Here is a 25,157-nt window from a genome sequence, read left to right as displayed (position 1 = left end):
CAGATCATTCCGGTTTTGGGACTACTTTGCAGCCGCCAATCCCGGATCCGGCTGCTTCTCAAACGTCTTGATTTCCTTGTTGAAGTAGACGCCGTCGGCACCCTTCGATACTTCACGCAGATAGATGTTCTGGGTGATGTGGCGCGTTTCCGGATCGATCGAGACCGGACCGCGCGGGCTTTCCCAGGTGAGGCCTTTCACGGCATCGACCGCCTTCTGTGCATCCTGCTTGCCGCCGGTCGCCTCGATCATCTTGCTGATGACATACATGCCATCATAGGCGCCGACCGAAGGGAAAGAGAGTTCGGCCGGGTTGCCGATTGCTTTTTGGGCCGCGGCGACAAATGCCTTGTTCTCCGGCGAATTATGCGCCAGCGAATAATGGAACGTCGTCAGGATGCCGAGGCCCGCATCGCCAATCGCCGGCAGATCGGATTCCTGTGTCAGGTCGCCCGGCGCGAGAAACTGGATGCCGGCCTGCTTCAGACCGTTCTCGTTATAGGCCTTGACGAAACCGAGCGTGGTTGGACCCGACGGCAGGAAGGCAAAAACCGCCTGTGCCCCGGAGTTGCGCACCCGCTGCATCACCGGGCTGAAATCATTGGTCGACAGCGGCATGCGGATGGATTCGACAACCTTGCCGCCTTCTTTCTCGAACGTCGTCTTGAACGCGTTCTCCGCATCGACACCCGGGCCGTAATCGCTGACGACTGTAATTGCTTTCTCCACACCGCGCTCGCGCGCGATCTTCGCCATCGGCGCAGAGGTCTGCCATGTGGTGAACGAAGTGCGGACAACCAGCGGGCTCTTGGTGACGATGGCCGACGTCGCCGCGTTCATGATGACCATCGGAACATTCGCCTGCTTGAGCAGCGGCGTGACCGCCATGGCGTCCGGGGTGAAATAGAAGCCGGCAAGATATTGCACGCCTTCCTTGACCACCAGTTCCTGCGCCAATGCTTTCGACTGGGCCGGGTCGGCCTGTGGCACATCCCGGTAGAGGATTTCAATCGTGTTCTCGCCGACCTTGTCACCGTGGGTTGCAATGTAGGCATCGATGCCAGCCTTGAAATTTTTGCCCTGTATTGCGAATGGTCCCGAGAAGGGACCGACAACGCCAATCTTGATGACTTCGGCATAGGCACTTGCACTCATCAAAATTGATGCGGCGACGGCCAGAATGAGCTTTTTCATGGTTCCTCCCTCAATCGAAAACGGCTTTTTCAGAACATTGCACACGACCCGCGGTTTCCGAAGCAGGAATGAAACGAAAAGATACGATTCTCATACAAGACCGGGCGATTCCTATGCAAGAAATGTCGATTCTGGCGCAAGATTTTCCACCCGCAATTGCATTTTAGTTGCGTGTGGTTGAAATCACGCCTTGCCAAAGCTCTCAATCGAACCGAGCAACGTGCTGGCCGAACGCAGCGCGGTCGTCGTCGTTGCAACCATGGATGGCAATATCATCCACTCCAAAGTCCATGCGGCGCCTGAGCGTTCCTGCTCGTGAACCAAGGCGTGGTGCATGCCGGAAACCTGCGTGGCATTGTAACGGGCGAGCACAACCAGAAGTTCAGCAAGGACCGGATTTTGCTTGTGCGGCATCGCCGATGATTTGCCGCCACCGCTCAATTTGAGCTCCGTCGAACCTTGTGCGAGAAGCGCGATGTCCTGGCCGATTTTGCCAAGCGAACCGGAAATCAGCGATAAAAAGTCAGCAAATTCAACGATAATGTCGCGCTGACTGTGCCATTGCGGCGCATCGTAAAGGCCGAGTAACGCCGCCATTCGCTTGCGAACCGCTGGTCCTTTATCCCCCAGTTTCTCCAGCGTTCCTGCTGCTCCGCCGAACTGGATCACCGGGAAATCGAGCTTCAATATATCGAGGCGCTTGCGGTGACGCAGCAGCGGCCCGCGCCAGGATTCGATACGGTCTCTGACTGTTATCGGGATGGCCGCCTGCATGCGGGTGTGCCCCATCAAGCCATTGTTCCCAAACATCTTTTCAAGTTGATCCAGATCGGCGATAATATCGGACAATCCGGTTTCGAGGCGTTTCATTACCGGGTTCAGCCGGATCATCAGGCTCGTATCGATGACGTCCTGACTGGTCGCACCAAGATGCAGGCAAGCGCGATGCTCCTGCGGAACAATCTCGCGCAATTGCCGGATAAGTTCCGGGATGACGACACCATCCGATGCAACCGCCGATTTGAGCGCCGCCATGTCGGGTACGAAAGCCTGGCACGCCTTCTCGATGGCCTCTGCGGCCGCACTTTCTATAATATTTTCGGCAGCTTGCGCCTCGGCCAAAGCGATTTCGAACTGAAGCATTGCCGCAATATCGCTCTCCGCCGAGAACCATTGCGCTGCCTCTTCATCACCGATCAAACCGGACAAAAACGGATGATCGAAAGGAGAAATACTCATCGCCTATACATCGAAAAAGATGGTTTCCTTGTCGCCTTGCAGATAGATATCAAAGACATAGCTCGACCCATCGCGCTTCGCGATCAGCGTCGGGACGCGATTGCGATGCTCGATGCGTTGCAGGATCGGGTCTTTGTCGTTCGCCTCTTTCTCGTCGTCGAAATAGATCCGCGTCTGCAACCCTATGTTGATCCCCCGCGCCACGATCCAGACCGTGACATGCGGCGCCATCAGACGCCCGTCCTTGAAGGGAACCTGTCCCGGTTTCACGGTTTCGAAGCGATATTCGGCCGTTTCCATGTCCGTTGGACAGCGTCCCCACCCGGTAAAATTGGGATCGGCGGTGCCGCGCAACTCGGATGGACTGTTGTAGAGCCCCTTGCTGTCGGCCTGCCATATTTCAAGCAAGGCGTCACGCAATGGCGTTCCGGTGCCGTCGAAAACCCGTCCACGCAGGGTAATTCGCTCGCCCAACGTCTTGTCATTGACCATGGAGATGCCAAGATCGTTCTCGTAAACGCCTGTAATCTCACAGAAATTCGGCGTGCAGCCGATGTGGACGTAAGGTCCGGCCGTCTGTGATGGCGTTTCCTTCAGGTAGCCCAATTGTTGCACCATCAGTTGCCCTCCATGCGATTCTCGAACAGGGTTGAGCGGCGGCCGCGCAACACGATGTCAAATTTATAGGCGCGTGCATCCATCGGAATGGTGTTGTTCATATCGAGCGCCGCGATGAGCTGTTCTATCGCTGCCTTGTCCGGAATGGATTTGACGATCGGGCAGTTCCAGATCATCGGATCGCCCTCGAAATACATCTGGGTAATCAACCTCTGCGCGAAACCATGGCCGAACACCGAGAAGTGGATATGCGCCGGGCGCCAGTCATTCACACCGTTCGGCCAAGGATATGCGCCCGGCTTGACCGTGCGAAAACGGTAGTAACCGTCCTCGTCTGTGATCGTCCGGCCGCACCCGCCAAAATTGGGATCGAGCGCCGCAAGATATCCCTCGCGCTTGTGCCGATAGCGTCCGCCAGCATTGGCCTGCCAGAATTCCAGGAGTGCACCCGCAACACCCTTGCCGCGCTCGTCTACAACTCTGCCGTGAACAATAATGCGCTGCCCGATCGCGCTCTCGCCTGGCTTCGCATAATTGTAGATAAGATCGGCATCGAGCTCGCCCAGCATCGCATGGCCGAACACCGGCCCGGTGATCTCCGAGAGTGTATTATCGAATGAAATCAACGCTCTCTGCGGCGAACGCACGACGCTCGTCTTGTACTCTGGCGTATAGGCCGGCGGATGCCACTGCCTGTCCCGCTGAAAGAATGCGCCGGTCTCCGGCTTCCTGTTGGACATTGTGAGCCTCCCGTCAGGCTGTCTTTTCGGCCGCAGCGAGGTCTTTATAGACCTGCGTCGCCAGTTTAATCGCATGGTTGGCCGCCGGAACGCCCGCATAGATTGCAACGTGCAGAAACGCCTCGCAAATATCATCCTGGGTCGCGCCAGTGTTCGCCGTCGCCTTGATATGCATGACCAGTTCCTCGTCCTGGCCCAATGCTGCCAACAGCGCGATGGTCACAATCGAGCGCTGCCGCTTCGTCCAGCCTGGCCGCGACCAGACATGGCCCCAAGCAGCTTCAGTGATAAGCTCTTGAAATGGTTCGTCAAAGTCTGTCTTGTTTGCCTCGGCACGATCGACATGCGCATCGCCGAGGACAATCCGACGTGTTTTCATGCCTTCAGCATAGCGATGGGAAGGAACGTCTGTAGACGTCATGCTCTTTCTCCAAGTTGGAACTCGTCGATGAACGCTCGTATCACCGCCGTCAGCGCTTCCGGTTGCTCCACGCAGGGGATATGTCCGGCATCCTTGATCACCTCGTAACGAGCGCGCGGAATGAGCTTTGCCAGCGAAAGCACAACTTCCGGTGGCGTCGACCCATCCTGATCCCCGACGATGCAAATGGTCGGGACCGCGATACGCGAGGCTTCGGTTGTAAAATCGGCATCGCGCAACGCGGCACACGTCCCGATATACCCTCCGATGGCCTGGCGGGTCAGCATATTGCGATATCCGGCAAGTTCGTCGCGACGCTGCTTGTGGAAGGGAGGAGTGAACCATTTTTCGAGCACCCCATCCGCAATGGCTTCAATGCCCCCTTGCTCAAGCGCCGCGATGCGCGCAGCCCACATTTCCGCCGAGCCGATCTTATGGGCGGTATCGCAAAGGACAAGTGCACGCACCAGATCCGGCCGCGTCGCATGAAGTCCTTGTGCCACCAGCCCGCCAACCGACAGGCCGCAGACAATCGCGTTCCTGACCTCAAGATAATCAAGGAGACCTGCAAGGTCAGCGGTATGATCGTCGATGGAGTAGGGTGTCGTACCAATATCCGAAAGACCATGTCCGCGCATGTCATATGTCACGATGGCGAAATCGCCGACAAGGCGAAGGATTACATCGCGCCAGATACGGAAGTCGGTGCCAAGCGAATTGGCAAAGACCAACACGGGCTTGCCTTCCGGTGCGCCGATCAATTGATAGTGCAGTGTTACGCCGTTGCTAGAAACGAATTGCACAGAAGCCTCCCATTCAATAAACCATCATGGATTATCCGTATGGTTAGGTAAAATCATATTCTATCGCATTCTCTTAACTGATGGGTTATGAAATGCCATGATCGATAGTCGCATCAAGTTTCGCCATCTTCAAACTTTTCTGGAAGTCGCGCGTCAGAAGAGCGTGATGAAGGCGGCAGCAATCCTTCATATCAGTCAACCGGCTGTCACCAAAACAATCCGTGAAATGGAAAACGAGCTTGGCGTTGCCGTATTTGAACGTGACGGCCGCGGCATCAGGATCACGCGTTATGGCGAGGTGTTCCTGCGCCATGCCGGCGCCGCCATCACGGCATTGCGCCAAGGCATTGATTCCGTTTCCAATGAACGGTCGGGGGAGGGTGTCCCCATCCGCATTGGCGCTTTGCCGACTGTGTCCACCCGCGTGATGCCGCATGCCATCAGCTTGTTTCTGCAAGAGGAAACGCAAAGTCGCATCAAGATTGTTACGGGCGAAAACGCGGTCCTGCTGGAGCAGCTTCGGCTTGGTGATCTCGATCTTGTTGTTGGCCGCCTTGCCGCTCCAGAGAAAATGACGGGGTTCTCCTTCGAACATCTCTATTCCGAGCAGGTGGTTTTCGCCGTCAGCGCCAGCCATCCGCTCTTGAACTCACAAGAGGATATTTTTTCGCTTCTTGCCGATTTTCCCATTCTCATGCCAACCAGGGCATCGATCATTCGGCCCTTCGTCGACCGCTTTCTCATCGCCAATGGGGTAGCCACCCTGCCTACCCAGATCGAGACGGTATCCGACGCGTTCGGCCGCGCCTTTGTTCGCTCCAGCAATGCTGTTTGGATCATCTCATCGGGCGTCGTCGCCAATGATGTTGACGATGGGAGTTTGGCGCTTTTACCCATAGACACAAGCGAAACGCGCGGACCGGTAGGTCTCACGATGCGTGCTGACATAACGCCGTCCCTGCCACTGATGATCTTGATGCAGACGATCCGCGAGGCAGCAACTGAAGGGTCACCAAACTAGACCAGCAGGCCCGCCAACGTATCGCGAGTTGACTGCATAACCGGCAGATAGGTTGCAACCATTTCATCAACTGTAACCCTCGGCGCCTGTGCACCGACGTTAAGTGCCGCAATGGTGGTACCCCGCATATTGCGCACCGGGATGGCAATCGAACAGAGACCGATCTCCAATTCCTGATCGATGACGGCATATCCCTGCTCGCGTATCAGTTGCAACTCAGCCATCAAGTCAGCAATAGTCGTTTTTGTATTCGGCGTATTCGCCTTACGGTTGCTATTCTCCAGAATACTCTTCGCATCGCCCTCATTCATCGCGGCGAGCAAGACTCGCCCCATGGACGAGCAATAGGCGGGCAGGCGGCTTCCGGGATTGAGATTGATCGACATTACCCTCTTATGCGATGCCCGGGCGATATAGACGATCTCATTACCATCGAGGACGGAAGCCGATGCGCTTTCGCCGGTCTTTTCGGATAGTTGATCGAGAAAAGGCTGCAGCAGGCGGGGCAGGGGAGTCGCTGTAAGATAGGAATGGCCAAGACGCAGTATTCGCGGCGATAGCGAGAAGAATTTGCCGTCATAGTCGGCATAGCCGAGTTGTGCCAAGGTCAAGAGACAACGCCGGGCGGTCGCACGTTCGAGGCCGGTAATCCTCGAGATATCGGTGATTGAAAGACGCGGATTTGCCGCGTCGAACGCCTCGATTACCGAGAGGCCCTTGGCAAAACCACTGATGAAGTCTGTTTCTCGCATACCAAACTCTAGCACGCTTTGTGCGATATACGAACAAAAATCAAATAACGCACAAAAGATTTGACCTTTGAACCATTGAAGCACTAATCCAAAAGACGAGGAATTCGAGACAGGGAGAGAAACGTGGCGCGGATTTGCACGCTTTCCGAAGCGATTGAAGAGAATGTCAGAGACGGCGATTCCATTGCGATGGAAGGGTTCACGCACCTGATCCCCTATGCGGCTGGCCATGAAATCATCAGGCAGGATCGCAAGGAGCTTTTTCTCATCCGGATGACGCCAGACCTGATTTACGATCAATTGATCGGCGTCGGGGCGGCACGCGGTATGAAATTTTCCTGGGGTGGCAATCCGGGCGTTGGCTCGTTGCACCGTTTTCGCGATGCAGTCGAGAACCAATGGCCACGCCCGCTCGAAATCGAGGAGCATTCGCACGCCGCCATGGCAAACGCCTATGAGGCTGGGGCAGCAAACCTGCCATTCGCCATGCTCCGCGGCTATAACGGTGCGGATCTAGCGAAGGTTAACCCGAACATCAAATCGATTACCTGCCCGTTCACTGGCGAAGTCCTGGCGGCGGTGCCATCGATTCGACCTGACGTGTCCATTATCCACGCCCAGCGCGCGGACCGCAAAGGCAATGTGCTGATCGAAGGCATCTCCGGCGTCCAAAAAGAAGCGGTGCTTGCGGCCAAACGCTCGATCGTTACGGTCGAAGAAATCGTTGATGAACTGAATCCGCCGTCGCCCAATGCAGTGGTTCTGCCAACATGGGCCGTCAGTTCTGTTGTTCATGTTCCAGGTGGTGCGTTTCCGTCCTATGCGCACGGCTATTATCCGCGTTCCAACGCTTTTTACATTGCCTGGGACAAGATCGCCCGTGACCGCGAAAGTTTCACAGCCTGGGTCAAGGAGCATGTGCGTGACGGAAAGCCCGAAGATTTCGCCCGCCATGTCGGCAAGCGTTCTGCAAAAGCAGCGTAAGGAGTATCGTCATGTCGATTGAATTTACACCAACAGAGATGATGACGATCGCTGCAGCCCGCGCTTTGACCAATGATGACGTGTGTTTCGTCGGCATCGGCGCGCCATCGGCAGCATGTAACGTTGCGCGGCTTACCCACGCGCCGGATATCACACTAATCTACGAAAGCGGCACGATCGGTACCAAACCTGACGTTCTGCCCCTTTCGATCGGGGATGGTGAATTGTGCGATACCGCCTTGTGCACTGTTTCAGTCCCTGAGATGTTCCGCTACTGGTTGCAGGGCGGACGCATTACCACTGGCTTTCTCGGCGGCGCGCAGATCGACCGGTTCGCCAATCTGAATACGACCGTCGTCGGTGACTATGACAAGCCGAAAGTTCGCCTGCCGGGTGGTGGCGGCGCACCCGAAATCGCCAGTAATTGCGGCCAGATCTATATAACCATGGCGCTCAACAAGCGTGGTTTTGTCAACCATCTCGACTTCATCACGTCGATGGGACATGGGGAGGGCGGCGATCACCGGGCGCGGCTTGGCATGAAAACCAAGGGTCCGACACGCGTTATCACTGATCTGTGCATATTCGAGCCCGACCCCGCAACCAAGGAATTGACGGTCGTTTCGATCCATCCAGGTGTGAGCCGTGCGACGATCGAAGAGAATTGCGGCTGGCCGGTTCGTTTTGCCGAGACAGTTGCGGAAACTCCGGTCCCGACGACGACCGAAATCTCCGTGCTCCGCGACATCAACGCCCGCACCAAGAAAGCACATGAGGCCGCCTGATGACCGAAGTTTACATCTGCGATTATATACGCACGCCCATCGGCCGCTTTGGCGGAGCCCTGGCCTCCGTTCGCGCCGATGATCTTGGCGCAATTCCGTTAAAGGCACTGATTAAACGCAATAAAAGTGTCGATTGGGAAGCCATTGACGAAGTGATTTACGGTTGCGCCAACCAGGCTGGCGAAGACAATCGCAATGTAGCGCGCATGGCGCTGCTGCTCGCCGGGCTTCCCGTGAGCGTACCCGGAACAACCATGAACCGCTTGTGCGGCTCGGGTATGGATGCCGTCATCACCGCCGCCCGTGCGATCAAGGCCGGCGAAATCGAACTTGCGATCGCCGGCGGCGTCGAATCCATGTCTCGTGCCCCTTTTGTAATGCCGAAAGCAGAAAGTGCATTCTCGCGCCATGCGGAAATCCATGACACGACGATCGGCTGGCGTTTCATGAATCCACTGATGCAGCAAGAATATGGCGCCGATTCAATGCCAGAGACTGGCGAGAACGTTGCCGAGGATTTCAATGTATCGCGTGCAGATCAGGATGCTTTTGCAGTGCGATCACAGCAAAAGACGGGGGCGGCGATGGCGAACGGACGCCTTGCCCGTGAAATCACGCCGGTCACAATCCCGCAGCGAAAAGGCGATGCAATCGTTGTTGATCGGGACGAACACCCGCGTCCCCAAACCACAATCGAGCAACTGGCGAAACTCCCGACGCCGTTCCGTAAAGGCGGGTCGGTTACAGCGGGCAATGCGTCAGGCGTCAACGACGGCGCGGCAGCGCTGATCGTCGCTTCCGAAGCCGCCGCGAAGAAATATGGCCTGACCCCGATTGCCCGTATCGCCGGTGGCGCAACTGCTGGTGTACCGCCCCGTATCATGGGTGTCGGGCCGATCGAAGCCTCGGTGAAGCTCTGTGCCCGGCTTGGCATTTCGCCGAAAGATTTCGATATCATCGAACTCAACGAGGCCTTTGCCTCGCAGGGACTCGCGACACTTCGGGCGCTTGGCATTGCCGACGATGCAGACTTCGTCAATCCAAATGGCGGCGCCATTGCGCTGGGTCATCCACTTGGCATGAGCGGTGCCCGGATCACAGGCACCGCCGCGCTGGAACTCAATCTGCGTGGCGCAAAACGCGCGCTTGCCACCATGTGCATTGGCGTTGGGCAAGGGATTGCCGTCGCACTCGAGAGGGTTTGATCGGACGATTTGGCCGACCTCGCGAAATCCAGACAAAATTCCCGCTGGTTTGCTATCTCGATTTGGCTGTACCGGCCTGGCGCGTTTCTTGTGCGTGCAGCCGCGCCAGCGTCTTCTCGGCCCATTGCCAATCCGGCGCAAGTTCGGTGCTTCGAACTGCAGCGTCGATAGCCTTGTCGCGTTGCCCGTTCACCTCGTAGAATTGCGATCTCAGCATGTAGACTTCTGCGCGTTCGCGTGCATGGAAGAGGGTTTCGAGCAAGCGATCTGTGGCGATCAGACCCTGCTCCGGATTGGTCTTGCTGCGAACGCGAAGATTTGAAAGTTTCAGCAGCGGCCAGGTCCATTCGGGCTTCGCATCGGATGCGCGCACAAAGGCTTCGGCAGCGTCTTCGATATTGTTCAAAGCTTCGTGGCAGCGCCCGAGCAACTGCCAGGCATCGGACGAATCCGGCCGGCGGGCGATGTATTCGCGCAAGGCATCAGTGCAGGGCTCGTATTTCTGTTGCCGGAACAGGACCTGCGCGAGCTGATAATTCCACCAATCGACGCTGCGATCGAGTTCGATCGCTTTGCGCAGTTGCGCTTCAGCCTCTTCAGGGTGTTCCAGCCGCATCAGGGTCAGGGCCAGTTGATGCCGCGAGCGCGCATTCCACGGCTCAGAGCTGACTGCGCGCTCCGCGTAGATACGCGCCTCATCGAGCTTCTCACCAAGGCGGGACAATTCGACCGAGACTATGTGCTGTGCTTCTGGATTATCCGGGTGATGGTTTTTCAGCTCCGCAACAAGATCAGGGGGGACGGCTTTGCCGCTATGTGCGGACAACAGGGCCTGGTAGACAGCGTGAACCGGGAAGATGGCAGGTTCGATGCTGGCCGCTTGTTGTGTTGCGAACGCCAAATCTTCCTTCGACAGAAGTTTCAGCTTGGTGCGAACCACCGAAGCGTAAGTGAAGCGCGGCGTATCGATGGGTGGCTCGATCAAGAAGCGTTCGACGAATTGCGACAGGACAACATCTGGCTGGTAGGCTTCGATCAACTCGCGATCAAATGATTTGCCGTAGACATAGACAAGCGTGCTGAAACTCTCTTTGAGGAAAGGCAACAGGTTACCGCCGAAGGAATCGCCGAACATCACGCAGCGCGGCAGCGTTGTGTCCTTGTTGACAAAAACCCTGATCCTCCCGCGGTTCGGAATGCGGTTGTCGAAGGCGAGGCGGCCAGCTGCGCCTTCAATGCGGGCGGACAAAGTGGGCGCAGAAACAGGGGGTTCGAACTTGATACCTAGATCACCGATATACGGGACCTCTTCAAAAGCCACGCGTGAGCCTTCGACCCGCAGCGGTTCGATGCCACTATTCGAAAGGCCTGCGCAAAAGGACTGATAGCCTATATAGGCCCCAAATCCGCTCCAGTGCGTATCGCTTTTCGGATAGGTTAACCCTTGCATTTTCCCCGCGCGGATTGCCTCAAGAGGATAAATGATTTTCCGCGCGCGTTGCGGGCCAAGGGCAGCCATGATCTGGTGGATGGGGCGTTGTTCGGCGATTTCCACCCAGTCCGGAAGTTGTTCTGAATAGACGAGCTCCTTGTTCGGAGCCACGAACATCAGATGTTGAGCACCGACCGAAGCTACATATTGATCGCGTTCGAGGATCAGTTTTTTCCAAGCGTCAACACCCTGCTGATCCAGCAAATGACGGCCAGTGATCTGGTCGATAACGCGATTTGAATCATGATCGAGAAAAATCCAGCCATTTTTGCCCAGGAGATATTTCTTGCTCTTGTCTGCGCGCGACGTGGAAACGAAATCATCACTCATGAACACCTCCAGAGCGGCACGTCCTGCCACTCGCTGTTTTGGAATACGCGAATGCTTTTCACCGAGGTTGCCGCGCCATCCACATCGCCGTCATCTTTACCGGCGAAAGACGCGACCGCGTTGCTGAAGAGAAGCTGCGCAGGCGTGTGCGCGAAGGTGTTTCCAACCTCGTAGATTTTCCGGTCATCAAAGAAGAACTGAAACCGGTCCTTGCTCCACAGCATGCCATAGCGATGGAAAGCATCGGCCAGTTTCAAGCGCGGGCGGTAAGTCTTGGATAAAACCTGCCTGTCAGGTAGCCAGCGACGCGCTGTCACTTGAACCAGATTGGGATACTTGGCTTCTGCCACGTCGAGCTCAAAGCGGGTATCGCCTTCACTCTCGCGCACGGAGGTAAGCCAGAACGCGTTGTTGACACCGGGCTCATTGGCGATCTTCATTTCGCACTCGAAGTAACCGTAGCATTGGCGAAAATCACGCGTTCGCACGTATCCGCCGCTGAACGGTCGCTTGTCACTCAACTTGCCCGTGTTGCGGCCAAGTTTCAATGAAAGCCCGGCGCCCGAAATTGCAACATTCCCGGGTATCCGGATGCTCCTTGTCTCTCCGCCGCTGTCACTAACCTTGATCCAGCGTTGATCGAAGCCGGCATTGTCGGTGAAATCATCATTGAACGAGAGTTGCCATTTTCCTCGCGCGCGCTGAAGTGGCGCGGGAATATCCGAGCAAAGCGCGTGAGCAAGTGCAGGCCGCGCCAGCAATCCAGCCGAAGCAATCCCCAAGCCCGCAAGGCTCAGGAAGGAACGTCGGCTGAATTGCGCGCGGCCGTGCCTCATACCGTGGCCTTGGCTGGAGCTTCCTTGAGGCTGCGCAGGCTGGTTTCGAGATTCCAGGCACGATTACGCAAGGTTTCCACCTCTCCGGTCATGAAGTCAATCTCGCTACGGAACCATGCCACAGCTTCATGGATGTTGTGCGGAACCTGAACCAGATTGGGTACCGAGAGCGGCTTGTCTGCAGGTGCAGCCACAGGCTTTGGCAGCACGTGGTTCAGCTTGTTCTCGGTCAGGAAGCGATGGTACTCGGCATAGTTCAGGCGATAGATATGCTGGACCTTGGAGAAGTCCGCTTTTTCAAGCATTTTTTCGAGGTTGATCGGCAGATAGTCCTCGATCTCGATCGATGGAATTGCAAACAGTGAGGACAATTCCCGTATACGCGAATCATAGGTGAAGAATACCGCCGGAATTCCCTGATGCAGGGCTATAACATTGCCGTGCAGTCGGAAACCAACCATTACATCCACATTTGCAGCTGCGTCGGCCGCCCATTCTTCGATATCGAAAAAGGCGCTCATGCGATTGTTGAGCATCTCTTCCGCCTCGGCGTGGCCAACTAGATTGAACTTGGTGAGGATGGCCTTGATGTTGTCCTGCTTCTCCTTGCCGGAGGAGAAAATAGCAAGCGTCTCTTCGCGTTCGCCCTGCGAGTAGAGTTTGCTCGAAGGACGCTTGGCGACTGCATCGATCAGCGCGCGCTGCATCCGGTTGGTCTTGGTCGCGTTGCTGGCGTAGTCAGCAGAAAGATATTTGTTCAGCGTCAGGCCGACGCGGGCAGTTGCCGGATCGATGGATTTGATCGTGATCGAGGGGCGCAAGGAACGGTAAAAGCTCGGGCAGCCGATCACCCGCACATTCTTGATGCCGAGATCGTTGAATATCTCCGCGCTGTAGAAGCCACGAACGCCAATCGTCTCGCATTTGTCGGCGATGACCTTCCACGCCTCGACGGTACCTTTTGGCACGTTGAGTTTCTTGTACTTGCCGGCCTGTGCGCCGACGCCGATGGCGACGACCGGGCCTTTGAGCTTCTTGAGCAGCGGCACGACATGGGCGAGATCGACGGTTTCCGTCAGATAGTTCGAACCGCGCACGACGGTAGCGTCATAAGTTCCGTCTTGCGGCCAGAGCTTTTCGTTACCGGCGTGCGAGAACTGCACGTTCTTGATGTCGTCGTAGGCGAGGGCCTTGAGCGTGGCGTCATAGACGAGAACGTCGCCTGTGTTGATGCCACCCTTGTTGAAGGCCGCCAGCGGGTCTTCAAACTTCAAATAGGCGGATTTGTTGCCAGGCTTGACCGCGGCGCCACCATTCAGAACAAAAAGTTTCTTCATCGTTAGTTCCTCAAATTATGCATGTGGGCTGATCCGGCAGCAGCGATCTGCAGCGGCCTGATTTCGGAAATTTCGTCACGCTGTTTTGGCGCTGCCTCGCGCGAAAACCGTTCGAAAGATGGTGTCCTCTCAGGCGTGATTGTCGGCGCAGTCTGTTCGACAAGCTTCAGGGTTGTCTCCACCGGGAGGGTGGGAAGCCGGCCAGGGAACCATGACTTCAACTGGTTCACCAACGGTTCGACACTGTGTTCCCACATGAGGGAACCGCCGCGCTCTGCAGCAGCTTCAGAGAGGCGGCGCAATGCAGCGGGATCCTCTGACAATGCCATGATGATTTCAGTCAGTTCCCGGCTGATAACGTTGTCGTCCGTCGACTCGATCAACAGACCATCGACACCGTGGTCGATGAGTTCGCCGACCGCGCCGACTGACGTTGCGATCGGCACACAACCCAGCCGCTGAGCCTCGATAATGGTCAAGGGTGCACCTTCCCAGCGCGATGGCAATACCACCACGTCGGCCCAGGCGAACGCCTTGTTCAGGTGGCGGCTCGAAAAGACCGGCGGTTCGACGTGAACGCCAACTTCAGCGAAACGTTCTTTCCACGAACCTCCGGCACCAGCGTCCATGACATCGCTGCCAATGATTTTCCAATCGATCGGGGCTGAGCGCTGGCGCAGGTCGCGAACAGAAGCGAACAATCGCTCGATACCCTTTTGAGCATCGAGCCGTCCCAGGAAAAGAACATTGAGCCTGTCGCGCAGCGGCCTGTTGCGGCGCGCTGCGAGGATAGTTTCCTGGTCCTTGGAGGAAAGCGCATAACTTGCGGCATTGTGAATGTGCATGAGCTTGGCATCCGGGACACCCATGCCATGCAACCACTCAGCCATGTCCCTAGAACAGGTCAGGATGGTGTCGTAGACATGCTCGAAGGCGAGAGTGAGGTACGGATGGCCTGCATCGCGTCCCATTTTCGATTTATCGAGCACGTGAACATAGTTCAGCACCTTCATGCCGCGGCGGCGAAGTTCACCGAGCATGGAATTGACCGGAGCTGCCTGATTGTTGATCACCACATCCAGCCCGGCCAGAAAGCCCATGATCAGCTCGGCTTTCGCGGCCTCATCGTGGCCCATCAACAAATCATGCCCGGCAAACTGATTGGGACCGCCCCAGAGCGGGTAATCATCTGCGAGGAAGTTAACCGTCTTGAACACGCCATCGTTTTCAGGAATGCGATTATAAACCGGCTTGCCAAGCAGGAAGAGGTGAACTTCGCAACCTGCATTCTTCAACGCCTGCGCCACAGCATATGCGACTTTTTCGACACCGCCGAAACTGCCAATGGGCAAAAGGAATCCGACACGCAGCGGATTGGACGCGTGAGCGAGTCTTGGCATTACCGGTCTTGCGCCCACAGCATGCCGCAGCAATTCGAAATAGCGGCTGCGATTGGGGAAATAGACGGAACGCCAGAGCCAGCGGTTTTTGGACTGCAATCGATAACCGGAATCGCGCAGCGCCCCCAATGTAGCGAGAAGGGCGTTCGTTGGGGACAAGGCGGTGCTTTGCATTTCTCTCGACGTGAATGGTCCGCTGATGACGATTTCGATCACATTGGGACTTGGAACCGGCTTGTGTAGTGAGCGCGTCCAATCGTCGGATGCGTCATCTGCGCAGGTCGAGAAAATATCGAATGTACACATCCAGCCAAAAGGTTTGTCGGCAAGGGGTTCCGCATCGCTGATCTTGCGTATGTCAATGCCGACTTTGGCGTTGTTCCGCTCGAAGCGAATGGCGACGAAATGGTGTTTTTGAGCAATCCGCTCGCCCAGCCACAGCAAATTGTGGATCAAGCCGAGTCGGGTCAGAGCCTCTCTGTGGGCCGCCGTCATCCATAATAGAAACGGCGGGACACCGAAGGTTTCCGGTTCAGCCTTCGCGGCCCAGAAACGCGTTACAAAATCTTCCAGGCTGCATTTGGCATGCTCGACTGTCGGATCGGTGAACAGATCCACCGCATAAGTGCCCATGCCGATCGCAGCATAGCGCGGCGTTTCCTCGTGTTCCCAGGCAAGCAGGGTTTCGGCGGCAAAGAGCTTCTTATGCTTCTGCCGGATGTAGGTCAAAATGCCTTCTCGCGTGCGATTTGAATCGCGCAGCATGCTCTCGGCGCGCTGACGGTATTCGAAGCCGAAGAAAGGATAGTTCGCACCAAGGAAGCCACGTCCGATCGCCTGCAGCCAGAAGTCCCAATCCTCAAAACCAGCCTTCATGCTCTCATCGAAACGCACGCCGGCATCGAGCATACGCCGCGAAACCAGACTGCCGGCTTCGCATATATTGTCGAAGGTCAGGTGCAGCAGGCGCGAGTACTGCGTTGTGTAATTTCCATTCCACTCGATGCCGAACTTATCGATATTCGGATAGATCCAGTCGACCTTATCGTCCGACTTCATGAAACCGAGAATGTCGCGGATCGCCGTGGGCGTAATGCGGTTGTCGGCGTCGAGAAAATAGACGGCTTCGAGATTCGGGAAATTGCGGAGTGCAAACTCGATGCCATAATTACGGGCTGAACTCAGCCCTCCATTGGCCTTGCGGAGATAAAAGACGTTTGAATGAGCCAGCGCATAAGTCCGTCCGATTTCGCCGGTTTCCGGATAGGGACAGCCGTCATCGATGATCACTGCTGCGATGTCGAAAGGCGCTTCCTGCGCCAAAACGGATTCGACAGCTTCCGCCAGAAGCACAGAATGCTTGTAGGCCGGAATGAGCACTGCGACCCTGGTGGGGGGTGAACCATCCGGGTCGATATCGGACGGTAATTGCGTGGTGATTTGTTCTCGGAGACGGCTGATCTGGTCCAGCATGAAAATTATCCGTTGACCATGAGGCTGATGTTGCGGAATTTCGCCCAAGCGAAAGCGTTGTCTCCCGGATTGTCCTTCATTCTGGTCGCGATGTAGATGTTTTGCCACACGCCAACCTGTTCAGTAATGAAGGCGTTGAGCCGCGGCTCTTCACCCGGCGCAACACTAATCCAGCCTGAAAATCCTTCTCCGGCGCCGGGTGTCCGTTGCTCATCGAATAGCTGACGGGCAGTTCGAATGTCGCTCGCAATTACCAGGGCAAAATCGACATCCTTCGATTCTTCATTATCGATGACCGCACTGGACGAGATGCGCAGGATATTGGGCGGGCAGGCTGCCGGTATATGGCCGATCGTTATACCGGTTGACGGCGGATGGCAGCCGATGGCTCTCTCCTCGGGCAGAGGGAGTATTGCTGCAAAGTCGAACGAAATCTCGTCCGTATTGGATAGGTCCGCCAGCTCGAGAATGCCGGTTGCCATCGGCATTTCCCGAAAGCCGCCGTCTCTTGTGTCCTGGGATTGGGCCGGCAAATAGTTCGCCCAACTCGGAAGCAGAACACCTGGCATGCCGCACCAGATCTGCATGGCAAGGCTGTTCTTCAGCAGCGGTGTGTCGTTTGCAGCATCTCTAACCTGAAACATGTCGAGCGGCTGAAGTCCGCCAAGCGACAACAGCGGCATTTCATCGTCCATACCCTCGATACGAAGGCGCAGGCTCAGCGTCCGCCGCAAGCCGGCAAGCGTTCGCGAGAGGCCCAGATAGTTCCAGCCCTGACCAAGTTTTGAAAGCGGCAACACCCAGCTCTCTACAACACACATGTCTTCCAGCGTGACCAGTTGGGCATGCAGAGTGGTATCGTCACGTTGCATCAGACGTTCGAAATGGATGGCAATGGCACTCACGCCTGCGCTGGCGACTGGGAGGATTTGCGATACGCCTTCGAATGACGCATCGGCCAGAACGTTGGAACGCGAGGAACTGCTGACCGGCTCATTTGAGAAGGCGAGGTCGAAGGGTTGCAGCCCCTGCCTGTCGACAAAACTCTCGACAGCAGCAAACCTGTTTTGAAGATTGTCATTCAAAGTGCGTAAAGCAAGCAATTCGCGATTTGACTGCGTGATTTTCCTCGCTTCGAACACCAATAAGCCCGCAAGTTTCTGGATGATCAAACCTGCCGTCTCAATCTCCCTCCCGGCATGCCATTCAAAAACAGTTGGTTCGTCGACTACACCACGGCTTTTCAACCAGTCGAGCAGCCGCTTTTCCCGGCCCCGATGAACGGGATTGATGAGAACAGCCAGAGTGCACAACGGTGCCTCATGCATCTCGAATTTCCTGCCGGATGAATCCGACAACATAGCGGCGTCATCCCTAACACCTTCGAAACCCAGAATTTTTATGGCTTTCGATAGGCCTTCGGGCAGCTCGTCATGGTCAATGCCCATGCGAAGCAGGATCGGCTCCTTCAGTAAATCTATTTCTCTCAAAGATTTCGCAACCGGCGAAAGCTTATACGAAGTCTGAACCGTCATTTCCCTAATCCTTGACCAACCACAGGCGCCGAACCGTGTCTCTATACAAATAGAATGGCAGATTGATGAAGCTTGTCACATAAATATATTGCAGCGCAACACTAAAATATTTGATTGTGTATGTTTTTATTCTTGGTTTAACTTACAATCATTGTGAAAGTAATTTACTTCAAAATTCAAAGTATTTGCGTGACTATTGCATGTTACTTTGCAGCGACGGCGTTTCGAACGTCGTCGCTGCTGTGCTCACGGAAATCACTAAACGGCAATGCGCTTTTCCGGCGCGTCATCCACTCTCATCGATTGCAGTTTTCGTTCCCAAGCAAGAGCATCCCCAACAATCAGGTCAAGATCGGCACGCTTGGGTGAGAAACCAAATTCATTGCAGACCCGATCATTGCCAGCCACCAAAATAGCTGGATCGCCGGCACGTCGAGGCGCCATGCGTACCGCAAAATCAACGCCCGATACACGTTTGACCGCATCAATGATCTCGAGCACCGAGTAGCCATAACCATAACCGCAATTGGCGGAAGTGCTTTTGCCGCCAGCTTCCAGGTAATTCAGCGCGCAGAGATGCGCCTGAGCCAGATCGCTGACGTGGATATAATCGCGGATACAGGTTCCGTCGGCTGTCGGGTAGTCCGTACCGTAGACCTCGATATGAGAGCGTTCGCCCGTCGCAGCCTGGCTGGCGATCTTGATCAGATGGGTTGCGCGCGGAAACGACTGTCCGGAACGCAGTTGCGGATCGGCGCCGGCCACGTTGAAATAGCGCAGCGCAACATAGTTGAAATTCGGATGAGCGGCTGCCGCATCGCGCAACATCCACTCCGTCATCAGTTTTGACGTGCCATACGGTGAAATCGGTTGATGCGGCATTTCTTCGGTAATTGGCGTCTTCTCGGGCTCGCCATAGACTGCGGCGGTGGACGAAAAAATGAAATGCTCGATGCCTTCGGCGATAGCCGCCTCGATCAACGCGCGCGACTGCACCGTGTTGTTGCGGTAATAGAAAAGCGGATCGCGCACGGAATCAGGCACAACGATAGAGCCGGCAAAATGCAGGATCGCGGTCACTCCGTACGTGCGGATCACATCGCGCACGAGCGCCTGATCGCCGACATCTCCCGCGATGAACGGGACGTCTTCGGGCACCAACCAGGAAAAACCGCAGCTCAGATCATCGAGCACGACAACGGATCGTCCCGCGTCTTTCAATGCGAGCACCATGTGGCTGCCTATATAGCCTGCACCACCTGTAACAAGAACGGTCATTGGGGAAACTCCTGGAATTCTGTTTGAGGGATTGTTTGTAAGCACCTGGCTTTTGCCAATTAACGAATTTTGGTTAGACCTCCCCAACCTGCTGCGTTTCCCCCCACGAAAGTCGCACTGGTATCATGCGACACGGCGAACCGAATTCGGCACCTGCTTCTCAGTCTCCATCATTTTGTGATCCACTCCGTTTTCCGTTAGAAAGCGGTACATTTCGCCATAAGTCCGGTACCAAGCTTGATTATATTTATCGAAAAGCGACTGGTCCCAATAATCCTCCAGCCTGAACTTCCCGCCACTGAACACATCGAAACTCGGAATTTGATAGGTCTCGGCAAACTCCACAGTGCGGCTGTCATAGGTGAAGTAGATGGAAGGCACGCCATTGGCCAAGGCCATGAGATTGCCGTGCAGCCGATAACCGAGAACGAGTTCTTTTGTCTGGACGAGGCTCTCATAATCGGCAACGACATCGGAGTAGAACATGCGCTCGCGGTAGAGCTTTTCAACCGCCTCATCCAGATACCAGTCGGAAGCCCATTTGTTTGCTTTCAGAGCCGCAATCGCTTCCTCTTTCTGGTCATCGGTCCCGAAAACCAGTTTCTTCTCCTCGACTTCGCCCTGGGCCATCAGGGTCGCATCGAAGCGACCCGCCATTTCCTTGACGAGATCGCGATGAAACGTCAGGTAACGCTCAATATCCTGAGCGTAGGTCGGTGAGACCTCACGCCGGATGGTGATTCCGATATTTTGCACCTCATCGAGCCGCGGCAGTTCTATTCTCATCTCGGGATCGTTGCGGCGGAACGCAGTCGGACAGCCGATAATCCGAACGTTTTTTATGCCGATATCGCTCATGACCTGTGCAGAATAAGCTCCACGCACACCGACCGAAGCCGTCGAGTCCGCTATCACCTTCAGAACTGTCTTGGTTTGCTCGGAGAGTTCCAATTGGCCTTCGACTGGCGCTTGAGCCCCTATGCCAAAGGCAATCACCGGCAAACCGAGCCGCTTCAGAACCGGGATGGCATCGGTCCAGTCCATGTGCTGGTGAACATAGTTCGAGCCGCGAAGAATGACGTAGTCATATTCCTCCCGCAGGCGATCGATGTGATCCATGTTCGGATTCATGATCGGCAATTCAGCCTGCTTTTCGTAGTTCATCAATTTCAACGACGAATCGAAGACAAAAGCGTCGCCGATATTATGGTAGTGATTGATACTACGCTGCACATCGCTGTGCTGATACCAGCGAACACTGTCGTGATCGTAGACCTCGCCCGATGGGATCATTACCAGTACACGTGCCATGGGGTTTCCTTCTCGTGGCGTTGAAAGCTGGCGAAAATTCAGCTTGCTTGCGAAAGAACGACATCGGTCCTTGCGGCTATGTTGATTGGCTCTTGCTGGCCGGATTTGAGCAGGTCGCCATAGAGGGCAACATGTTCTTCGGCGCAATCGATGTAATTCGTCGGCCGGCGGACACTGTGATGAAGACGATCCCAAATCAATGGATCACACAATACCTCCGTGAAACGGTCTGCAAGATCTTCGGCGCTGCGAACGCGGAAATGCAGGCCATCCTCACCATCGCGTACTTTTTCGGCCATCCCGCCAATATTGGAGCAGATGATCGGTCGGCGATGATGCAATGCTTCCTGAATAACGATCGGCGAATTCTCCCACCATATTGAAGGCATGACGACCCAGTCGACCGATTGCATCAGGCGTGGCATTTCGGCGTTCTGATACGCTCCGTAGAAGCGCACGCGCGAGCCGGCCTCGCCGATCAGCTTTTCCATACGTTCCTGAAATTCGCGCGGCTGTTTTTCGAGATTGCCGCCAAAAATCATCAGGCGAGAATCCGCGCCCCATGTTTCTTCCGGTACACGGGACACGGCATCAACCAGCACATCTATGCCTTTGTAGGGTGTCATCTGTCCGAAATAGGCAAAACGGTTACGACGCGGTTTTGGGCCCGTCAGCTCCCTTGGCGGCGTTACGCTTTCAATGGAGATGCCGTTCTCGATCACATGCAACTTGTCCGCATCGAGACCCCATTCCGCATACTTCCGGGCAAGAAAGACGCTTGGCGCAACGAAGGCATCGGCAAGTTCGAGCATTCCGCGGACAAATCGTTCGCGTTTCAGAAAGCGGGCGGGGGGAACGTCGGGGAAACAGGCGTGGCAGTCGATCGGCGATGCCTCGTTGCAGAGTTTCGACGAGCCAGCTTTTACCATCTGCCCGTCATTGTTGCAGATCGACAGATATTCATGGAACGTCACGAGGATCGCCGTATCGGGCAAGGCCTCGCGGATGGCGTAAAGCGTTTCCAGGCCTAGTCCCATTACGTGATGAAAATGCACGACGTGCGGGTTGAGATCGCCAACAAAGCGCAAAAGATCGCGGCGAATTTCGTCGGTGTTGTTGTTCGACAGGTAGAAGTGGTCATATTCGTCCGCGTGAAAGAGTATCTCGTCACTGCTGCGCCTAAGACTCATCAGGGCCGTCGTGCCATGGCGCGGTATTGGATGACTTGCTCGCGCCAGATAGACGGATTGCACGCCTGGCAACGTATTCAGCCCCTTGTGCAGATTGTAGGATGCGATCTCGCCACCGCCGAGCGAGATGCTCGGATGGGCGTGCGAAATCACCAATACCCGGAGTTGTTCGGTCATACCGCTGCCTCCGTCGTTGTCACACGATCTTTTGTGAGAATGTTTGCCCAGCGCGCATCGAAGACCTGACGATCGATGCGTTCGATAAGCGCAATCGTCGACGCCTTGTCTGCAACGGAAATGTCGTCGGAGCCCAGCATCTGGGCGGATGGCAGCCAGTAGGATTTCAGGCCGGATTGCTTGAGCTTCAGACCGAGATCGAGGCCTTTTTCATGCGTGCCAAGATATCCGCGCGTAAACCCATCGACCGAGAACAATGCCTCTCGCGGCATCACACAACATTCGAATGTCGCGGTCGCTACCTCCGTCGTTGCCATTCCTGTAACGGCGTCAATGGGATATCCGGCATAACGGCTGATCAGAGCACGGTCGGACTGCGCGCCCGCAACCCATGTGCCAGCCCAGCGGATCGAATCGTCTTCGTAGGCAAGAGTGGGGGAGAGGACGCATTCCTTGCGCGCTTCATAGGCTGCCAACAATTTGCTGAACCATCCAGGATTGCGCGGAAGCAGTGAGGCGGCGAGAAAAACAACCGTCTCGGTGGAAACGGCCCGGGCGCCCACCTCAAGGGCATCGTAAAGATCTTCCGATCCGCTGGCCGAAACGAGGCGCAGATGTAGACCGTAGAAATCTGCAAGCCGCCGCACCTGAACCCCGATGCGATCGACAATCTCGGTCGCAGCCGCAATAACGATAGGCGCCCTACGCGTTTCCGGGTCAAGGGCAAGCAAGGCAATGAGCGGCGCAATCTCTTCTACGCGCTCATCAACACCAATAATCAGCGCCGGTCCAAGGACGTCCTCGAAAGAGCCGAGATCGACCACACCAAAGATTTCAGGAGCGGGGCGGTTCACGCCACGCAGCAGCGGCACGAGTTGTTGATCGACAATATGCCGTAGCGCCCAAGCGTTCGGGTCAATCGCGCGGATCTGCCGGACAACCGCATCGCGCGACGTGATCCGCGTCGGCGTCAATGGCATGAATGCGCGCCGTCCGTCGCTCAGGCCAAGCTCCACATAGAACGGTGCTGTGCTGTCCCCATCGAGTTCGGGTGCGAAGGCAACGAAGCCATGCGCATGCCGATTGGGATCAAGCCCGGCGTTGAACGGCGGTTTATTGTCGAATTCCCGGGTAACATCTGGCCTGTCGATACGTGTCCAGTTTGCATCGAGCTGTGTTTCGCCGCGATGCCGGCGCAATTTGACATCCCCCACATGGTTGTCGGGATCAAGCAACCAGCCGGAGACAAGAAGGCCGCTACCCTCGACACGAAACACGTGGTCGATGCCCATGCGTACCGGGAAGGGCAGGCTGGAGATCGTCTCAGTTCCGTCGAAGCGATTGGCGGCCGAGCGCATACGAAGGAGAATCTCGGTCGAGCTGCGAACGCGAGGCAGAATCGCTCGCACATGGCTGGGCGTCTCACGCGCGCCTGAAATCAGACGGCGGTCGTAAACCTCGGTGAAGCGCCAGCCGCGACGCCCGCGAAATAAAAGACGCTCGATATCATTCGGCTCGACGATTTCATTGGCGAGCAAAAGCCCAGCAAAACCTGATGATTGCTCGTTCAGATCGGGGCGCGCGAAAACACTGATCGCACATTCAGCAAGTGAAGGCGACCGGCCACTGATCAGGAGCCGTGTGACGGAAGGCGTCAAGTCCTGCGCCCAGCCTTGCACGAAAATCTCACCCTCATCGCTGCCACCGATCAGTTCGATGCAACCATCGGAACGTGCGCCCGCCTGCAAAAGGACGGTGATCGCAGAGAGCTTCTTGCGGCCGATCGGTCCAGAGATCAGGCCTTCAACGAGTCCGTCGATCACGGAAGGCAAGCTGGAACCGGCAAGGTCGGTGATCATTGCTATCAGCTCGCCGGTCGAAGCGGCGCGGCTGGCAAAAGCATAACGCGTCACGTTTGCCTTGTGCTGGAACATAATCGTCTTCAACGCGCCGCGGCGCAGAATATTGGTCGGAACAATCGCCACAAACCCGTGGGTACCTGCAGGGGACGCATCTTTCAGCGGCCAGTTTACAAGGGTCACCTTCACGCTCATGGCGGGATCGCCGTTGAGAAAAACCGTAGCCTGTTCAGAGGTCAGGCTGCCGATGCCGAGCACAAGAACAAGCGTGTCGTCAATGGGGCACCCAACAACGGTCTCGCCTTGCATCACCACAGGGAGACGTTCCGGGGCTTTACCGGTCTTTATCGGCAAAACGTTTTTGTCGTCTCGAAGCATTCAAATCTGCTCCATGATCAAGGCATGACTGACATTGACAGAATAGCCCCGGCAGCAAAGCCCACGAGAACGAACAAAAGCAAAATCAACGGTTTAACGTCGCCACCGGAGCGTTTTTGCAGTGACTCCATGCGCTTTTCCATACCTGCTACGACGCCGTCCATTCGCATCAGATGAACATCAAGTTCCGTCAGGCGCTGGTTGACGTCACCGCGGAGATTTTCAATCGAATTGCTCACATCGGCGGCGTCGACTGCAGTGCTACCGCCAGATCCATCAATGACCGGCGCAATACGCTGCAACGAGCGCTGGTTGACCTGCAATTGGCGCTGTGCAGCCATCAACATATCGAGCTTGTCGAGAATGCGCGTCATCGGCGCGGCGATCAGGGCCTCGGCGGCCTGTTCATCAGGCTTTGGAACCCGCAATGCTTGTTCGACGCCTGCACCATTTATGGCAACGACCACCAGTTCACCAGCGCGCATGGCAGCGAATTGCGGCAGCATCACATCGAATGCATGCGCGCCATCGCCGATACCGGAGCGCTTCAAATCCGGGCGGTCCTTGTCGGCCACAGCTTCTGCAATGGGCTTGCCGTCCAGAAGCACGCGAATAGTCAGCCTCTTGGTCGGCGCGGCTGGATCGAAAGCCCAACCGAACAAACGGCCGTCATCGATAGCGTCAACCCTTCCCTTTGTCGGTTCCATTTTTTTGGTCTGTGTATTGTCCTGTTGGGGAACGGTACTCGGCTGAATTGGCGCCTGTGCCGACACATTTGTGATTATTGACATAATGGTCC

At 55.9% G+C, this 25,157-nt stretch carries 21 protein-coding genes; 4 read left to right on the top strand and 17 right to left on the bottom strand.

The annotated features are described in order from the left end of the window. Window positions 1–21: 21 nt before the first annotated feature. From LB462_RS04040 to pcaD, 6 genes are all read right to left on the bottom strand, one after another. Window positions 22–1,194 carry an ABC transporter substrate-binding protein gene (locus LB462_RS04040; protein WP_224506089.1) on the bottom strand — a complete coding sequence of 391 codons (1,173 nt, stop codon included), beginning with the start codon at window positions 1,192–1,194 and terminating at the stop codon, window positions 22–24. 183 nt (window positions 1,195–1,377) lie between these two features. Next, window positions 1,378–2,433, bottom strand: coding sequence for a 3-carboxy-cis,cis-muconate cycloisomerase (locus LB462_RS04035; RefSeq protein WP_224506088.1), 1,056 nt, complete (start codon window positions 2,431–2,433; stop codon window positions 1,378–1,380). Window positions 2,434–2,436: 3 nt separating this feature from the next. Beyond that, window positions 2,437–3,051, bottom strand: a complete 615-nt coding sequence (gene pcaG, locus LB462_RS04030; RefSeq protein WP_224506087.1) for a protocatechuate 3,4-dioxygenase subunit alpha — start codon at window positions 3,049–3,051, stop codon at window positions 2,437–2,439. Next, window positions 3,051–3,791 (bottom strand): protocatechuate 3,4-dioxygenase subunit beta, encoded by a 741-nt coding sequence (gene pcaH, locus LB462_RS04025; protein ID WP_224506086.1) that lies wholly within the window; start codon window positions 3,789–3,791, stop codon window positions 3,051–3,053. The genes pcaG and pcaH overlap by 1 nt, the downstream gene beginning before the upstream one ends. Window positions 3,792–3,804: 13 nt before the next feature. After that, complete coding sequence (gene pcaC, locus LB462_RS04020) at window positions 3,805–4,212, bottom strand: 4-carboxymuconolactone decarboxylase (protein ID WP_224506085.1); 408 nt, start codon at window positions 4,210–4,212, stop codon at window positions 3,805–3,807. Further along, window positions 4,209–5,015: a 3-oxoadipate enol-lactonase gene (gene pcaD, locus LB462_RS04015; protein ID WP_224506084.1), complete on the bottom strand. Its 807-nt coding sequence runs from the start codon at window positions 5,013–5,015 to the stop codon at window positions 4,209–4,211. Before pcaD ends, pcaC begins: the two co-directional genes overlap by 4 nt. A 97-nt stretch (window positions 5,016–5,112) precedes the next feature. Between pcaD and pcaQ the strand changes: the two genes are divergently transcribed. After that, window positions 5,113–6,036, top strand: coding sequence for a pca operon transcription factor PcaQ (gene pcaQ, locus LB462_RS04010; protein WP_224506083.1), 924 nt, complete (start codon window positions 5,113–5,115; stop codon window positions 6,034–6,036). On the opposite strand, the gene LB462_RS04005 is transcribed toward pcaQ, so the two are convergent. Continuing rightward, the gene (locus LB462_RS04005; RefSeq protein ID WP_224506082.1) at window positions 6,033–6,788 is read right to left on the bottom strand and encodes an IclR family transcriptional regulator; all 756 of its coding nucleotides are present in this window, start codon (window positions 6,786–6,788) and stop codon (window positions 6,033–6,035) included. The two genes, pcaQ and LB462_RS04005, sit on opposite strands and share 4 nt — an antisense overlap. A gap of 123 nt (window positions 6,789–6,911) precedes the next feature. Between LB462_RS04005 and LB462_RS04000 the strand changes: the two genes are divergently transcribed. Genes LB462_RS04000 through pcaF form a run of 3 tightly spaced genes read left to right on the top strand, consistent with a single transcriptional unit; the run spans window position 6,912 to window position 9,762 of the window. Continuing rightward, window positions 6,912–7,772 carry a CoA transferase subunit A gene (locus LB462_RS04000; RefSeq protein WP_224506081.1) on the top strand — a complete coding sequence of 287 codons (861 nt, stop codon included), beginning with the start codon at window positions 6,912–6,914 and terminating at the stop codon, window positions 7,770–7,772. An 11-nt stretch (window positions 7,773–7,783) separates the two neighbouring features. Beyond that, window positions 7,784–8,557, top strand: a complete 774-nt coding sequence (locus LB462_RS03995; RefSeq protein ID WP_224506080.1) for a CoA-transferase subunit beta — start codon at window positions 7,784–7,786, stop codon at window positions 8,555–8,557. Next, complete coding sequence (gene pcaF / locus LB462_RS03990; RefSeq protein ID WP_224506079.1) at window positions 8,557–9,762, top strand: 3-oxoadipyl-CoA thiolase; 1,206 nt, start codon at window positions 8,557–8,559, stop codon at window positions 9,760–9,762. Before LB462_RS03995 ends, pcaF begins: the two co-directional genes overlap by 1 nt. Before the next feature lie 52 nt (window positions 9,763–9,814). On the opposite strand, the gene LB462_RS03985 is transcribed toward pcaF, so the two are convergent. The 10 genes from LB462_RS03985 to LB462_RS03940 all read right to left on the bottom strand — a co-directional run bounded on the left by LB462_RS03985 (window position 9,815) and on the right by LB462_RS03940 (window position 25,149). Further along, the gene (locus LB462_RS03985; RefSeq protein ID WP_224506078.1) at window positions 9,815–11,584 is read right to left on the bottom strand and encodes a CDC27 family protein; all 1,770 of its coding nucleotides are present in this window, start codon (window positions 11,582–11,584) and stop codon (window positions 9,815–9,817) included. After that, window positions 11,581–12,420, bottom strand: a complete 840-nt coding sequence (locus tag LB462_RS03980) for a glycoside hydrolase family 16 protein (protein WP_224506077.1) — start codon at window positions 12,418–12,420, stop codon at window positions 11,581–11,583. Before LB462_RS03980 ends, LB462_RS03985 begins: the two co-directional genes overlap by 4 nt. Next, on the bottom strand, window positions 12,417–13,757 hold the full coding sequence (locus tag LB462_RS03975) for a polysaccharide pyruvyl transferase family protein (RefSeq protein WP_224506076.1): 1,341 nt from the start codon (window positions 13,755–13,757) through the stop codon (window positions 12,417–12,419). Before LB462_RS03975 ends, LB462_RS03980 begins: the two co-directional genes overlap by 4 nt. A 2-nt stretch (window positions 13,758–13,759) precedes the next feature. Next, window positions 13,760–16,630 carry a glycosyltransferase gene (locus tag LB462_RS03970; RefSeq protein WP_224506075.1) on the bottom strand — a complete coding sequence of 957 codons (2,871 nt, stop codon included), beginning with the start codon at window positions 16,628–16,630 and terminating at the stop codon, window positions 13,760–13,762. 5 nt (window positions 16,631–16,635) lie between these two features. Then, window positions 16,636–18,165: a DUF6212 domain-containing protein gene (locus LB462_RS03965; protein WP_224506074.1), complete on the bottom strand. Its 1,530-nt coding sequence runs from the start codon at window positions 18,163–18,165 to the stop codon at window positions 16,636–16,638. A gap of 258 nt (window positions 18,166–18,423) precedes the next feature. Then, complete coding sequence (gene galE / locus LB462_RS03960; RefSeq protein ID WP_224506073.1) at window positions 18,424–19,443, bottom strand: UDP-glucose 4-epimerase GalE; 1,020 nt, start codon at window positions 19,441–19,443, stop codon at window positions 18,424–18,426. 123 nt (window positions 19,444–19,566) lie between these two features. Then, window positions 19,567–20,754: a polysaccharide pyruvyl transferase family protein gene (locus LB462_RS03955; RefSeq protein WP_224506072.1), complete on the bottom strand. Its 1,188-nt coding sequence runs from the start codon at window positions 20,752–20,754 to the stop codon at window positions 19,567–19,569. A 38-nt stretch (window positions 20,755–20,792) separates the two neighbouring features. Next, window positions 20,793–22,121: a glycosyltransferase family 4 protein gene (locus tag LB462_RS03950; protein ID WP_224506071.1), complete on the bottom strand. Its 1,329-nt coding sequence runs from the start codon at window positions 22,119–22,121 to the stop codon at window positions 20,793–20,795. Next, complete coding sequence (locus LB462_RS03945; RefSeq protein WP_224506070.1) at window positions 22,118–24,358, bottom strand: hypothetical protein; 2,241 nt, start codon at window positions 24,356–24,358, stop codon at window positions 22,118–22,120. Before LB462_RS03945 ends, LB462_RS03950 begins: the two co-directional genes overlap by 4 nt. A 17-nt stretch (window positions 24,359–24,375) precedes the next feature. Further along, a complete protein-coding gene (locus LB462_RS03940; RefSeq protein ID WP_370637059.1) occupies window positions 24,376–25,149 on the bottom strand; it encodes a hypothetical protein in 774 nt (257 codons plus the stop codon). Window positions 25,150–25,157 lie beyond the last annotated feature (8 nt).

It is taken from the genome of Phyllobacterium chamaecytisi, from assembly GCF_020164455.1.
Classification (GTDB): Bacteria; Pseudomonadota; Alphaproteobacteria; order Rhizobiales; family Rhizobiaceae; genus Phyllobacterium; species Phyllobacterium chamaecytisi.
Note: the sequence above shows the minus strand (reverse complement) of the source record. Positions and strands in the feature narration are given on the sequence as shown.

Excerpts from the sequence above, each read along its gene's own strand:
- LB462_RS04040 (WP_224506089.1), bottom strand. The coding sequence starts at position 1,194 with ATGAAAAAGCTCATTCTGGCCGTCGCCGCATCAATTTTGATGAGTGCA.
- LB462_RS04035 (WP_224506088.1), bottom strand. The coding sequence starts at position 2,433 with ATGAGTATTTCTCCTTTCGATCATCCGTTTTTGTCCGGTTTGATCGGT.
- pcaG (WP_224506087.1), bottom strand. The coding sequence starts at position 3,051 with ATGGTGCAACAATTGGGCTACCTGAAGGAAACGCCATCACAGACGGCC.
- pcaH (WP_224506086.1), bottom strand. The coding sequence starts at position 3,791 with ATGTCCAACAGGAAGCCGGAGACCGGCGCATTCTTTCAGCGGGACAGG.
- pcaC (WP_224506085.1), bottom strand. The coding sequence starts at position 4,212 with ATGACGTCTACAGACGTTCCTTCCCATCGCTATGCTGAAGGCATGAAA.
- pcaQ (WP_224506083.1), top strand. The coding sequence starts at position 5,113 with ATGATCGATAGTCGCATCAAGTTTCGCCATCTTCAAACTTTTCTGGAA.
- LB462_RS04005 (WP_224506082.1), bottom strand. The coding sequence starts at position 6,788 with ATGCGAGAAACAGACTTCATCAGTGGTTTTGCCAAGGGCCTCTCGGTA.
- LB462_RS03995 (WP_224506080.1), top strand. The coding sequence starts at position 7,784 with ATGTCGATTGAATTTACACCAACAGAGATGATGACGATCGCTGCAGCC.
- pcaF (WP_224506079.1), top strand. The coding sequence starts at position 8,557 with ATGACCGAAGTTTACATCTGCGATTATATACGCACGCCCATCGGCCGC.
- LB462_RS03985 (WP_224506078.1), bottom strand. The coding sequence starts at position 11,584 with ATGAGTGATGATTTCGTTTCCACGTCGCGCGCAGACAAGAGCAAGAAA.
- LB462_RS03980 (WP_224506077.1), bottom strand. The coding sequence starts at position 12,420 with ATGAGGCACGGCCGCGCGCAATTCAGCCGACGTTCCTTCCTGAGCCTT.
- LB462_RS03975 (WP_224506076.1), bottom strand. The coding sequence starts at position 13,757 with ATGAAGAAACTTTTTGTTCTGAATGGTGGCGCCGCGGTCAAGCCTGGC.
- LB462_RS03970 (WP_224506075.1), bottom strand. The coding sequence starts at position 16,630 with ATGCTGGACCAGATCAGCCGTCTCCGAGAACAAATCACCACGCAATTA.
- LB462_RS03965 (WP_224506074.1), bottom strand. The coding sequence starts at position 18,165 with ATGACGGTTCAGACTTCGTATAAGCTTTCGCCGGTTGCGAAATCTTTG.
- galE (WP_224506073.1), bottom strand. The coding sequence starts at position 19,443 with ATGACCGTTCTTGTTACAGGTGGTGCAGGCTATATAGGCAGCCACATG.
- LB462_RS03955 (WP_224506072.1), bottom strand. The coding sequence starts at position 20,754 with ATGGCACGTGTACTGGTAATGATCCCATCGGGCGAGGTCTACGATCAC.
- LB462_RS03950 (WP_224506071.1), bottom strand. The coding sequence starts at position 22,121 with ATGACCGAACAACTCCGGGTATTGGTGATTTCGCACGCCCATCCGAGC.
- LB462_RS03945 (WP_224506070.1), bottom strand. The coding sequence starts at position 24,358 with ATGCTTCGAGACGACAAAAACGTTTTGCCGATAAAGACCGGTAAAGCC.
- LB462_RS03940 (WP_370637059.1), bottom strand. The coding sequence starts at position 25,149 with ATGTCAATAATCACAAATGTGTCGGCACAGGCGCCAATTCAGCCGAGT.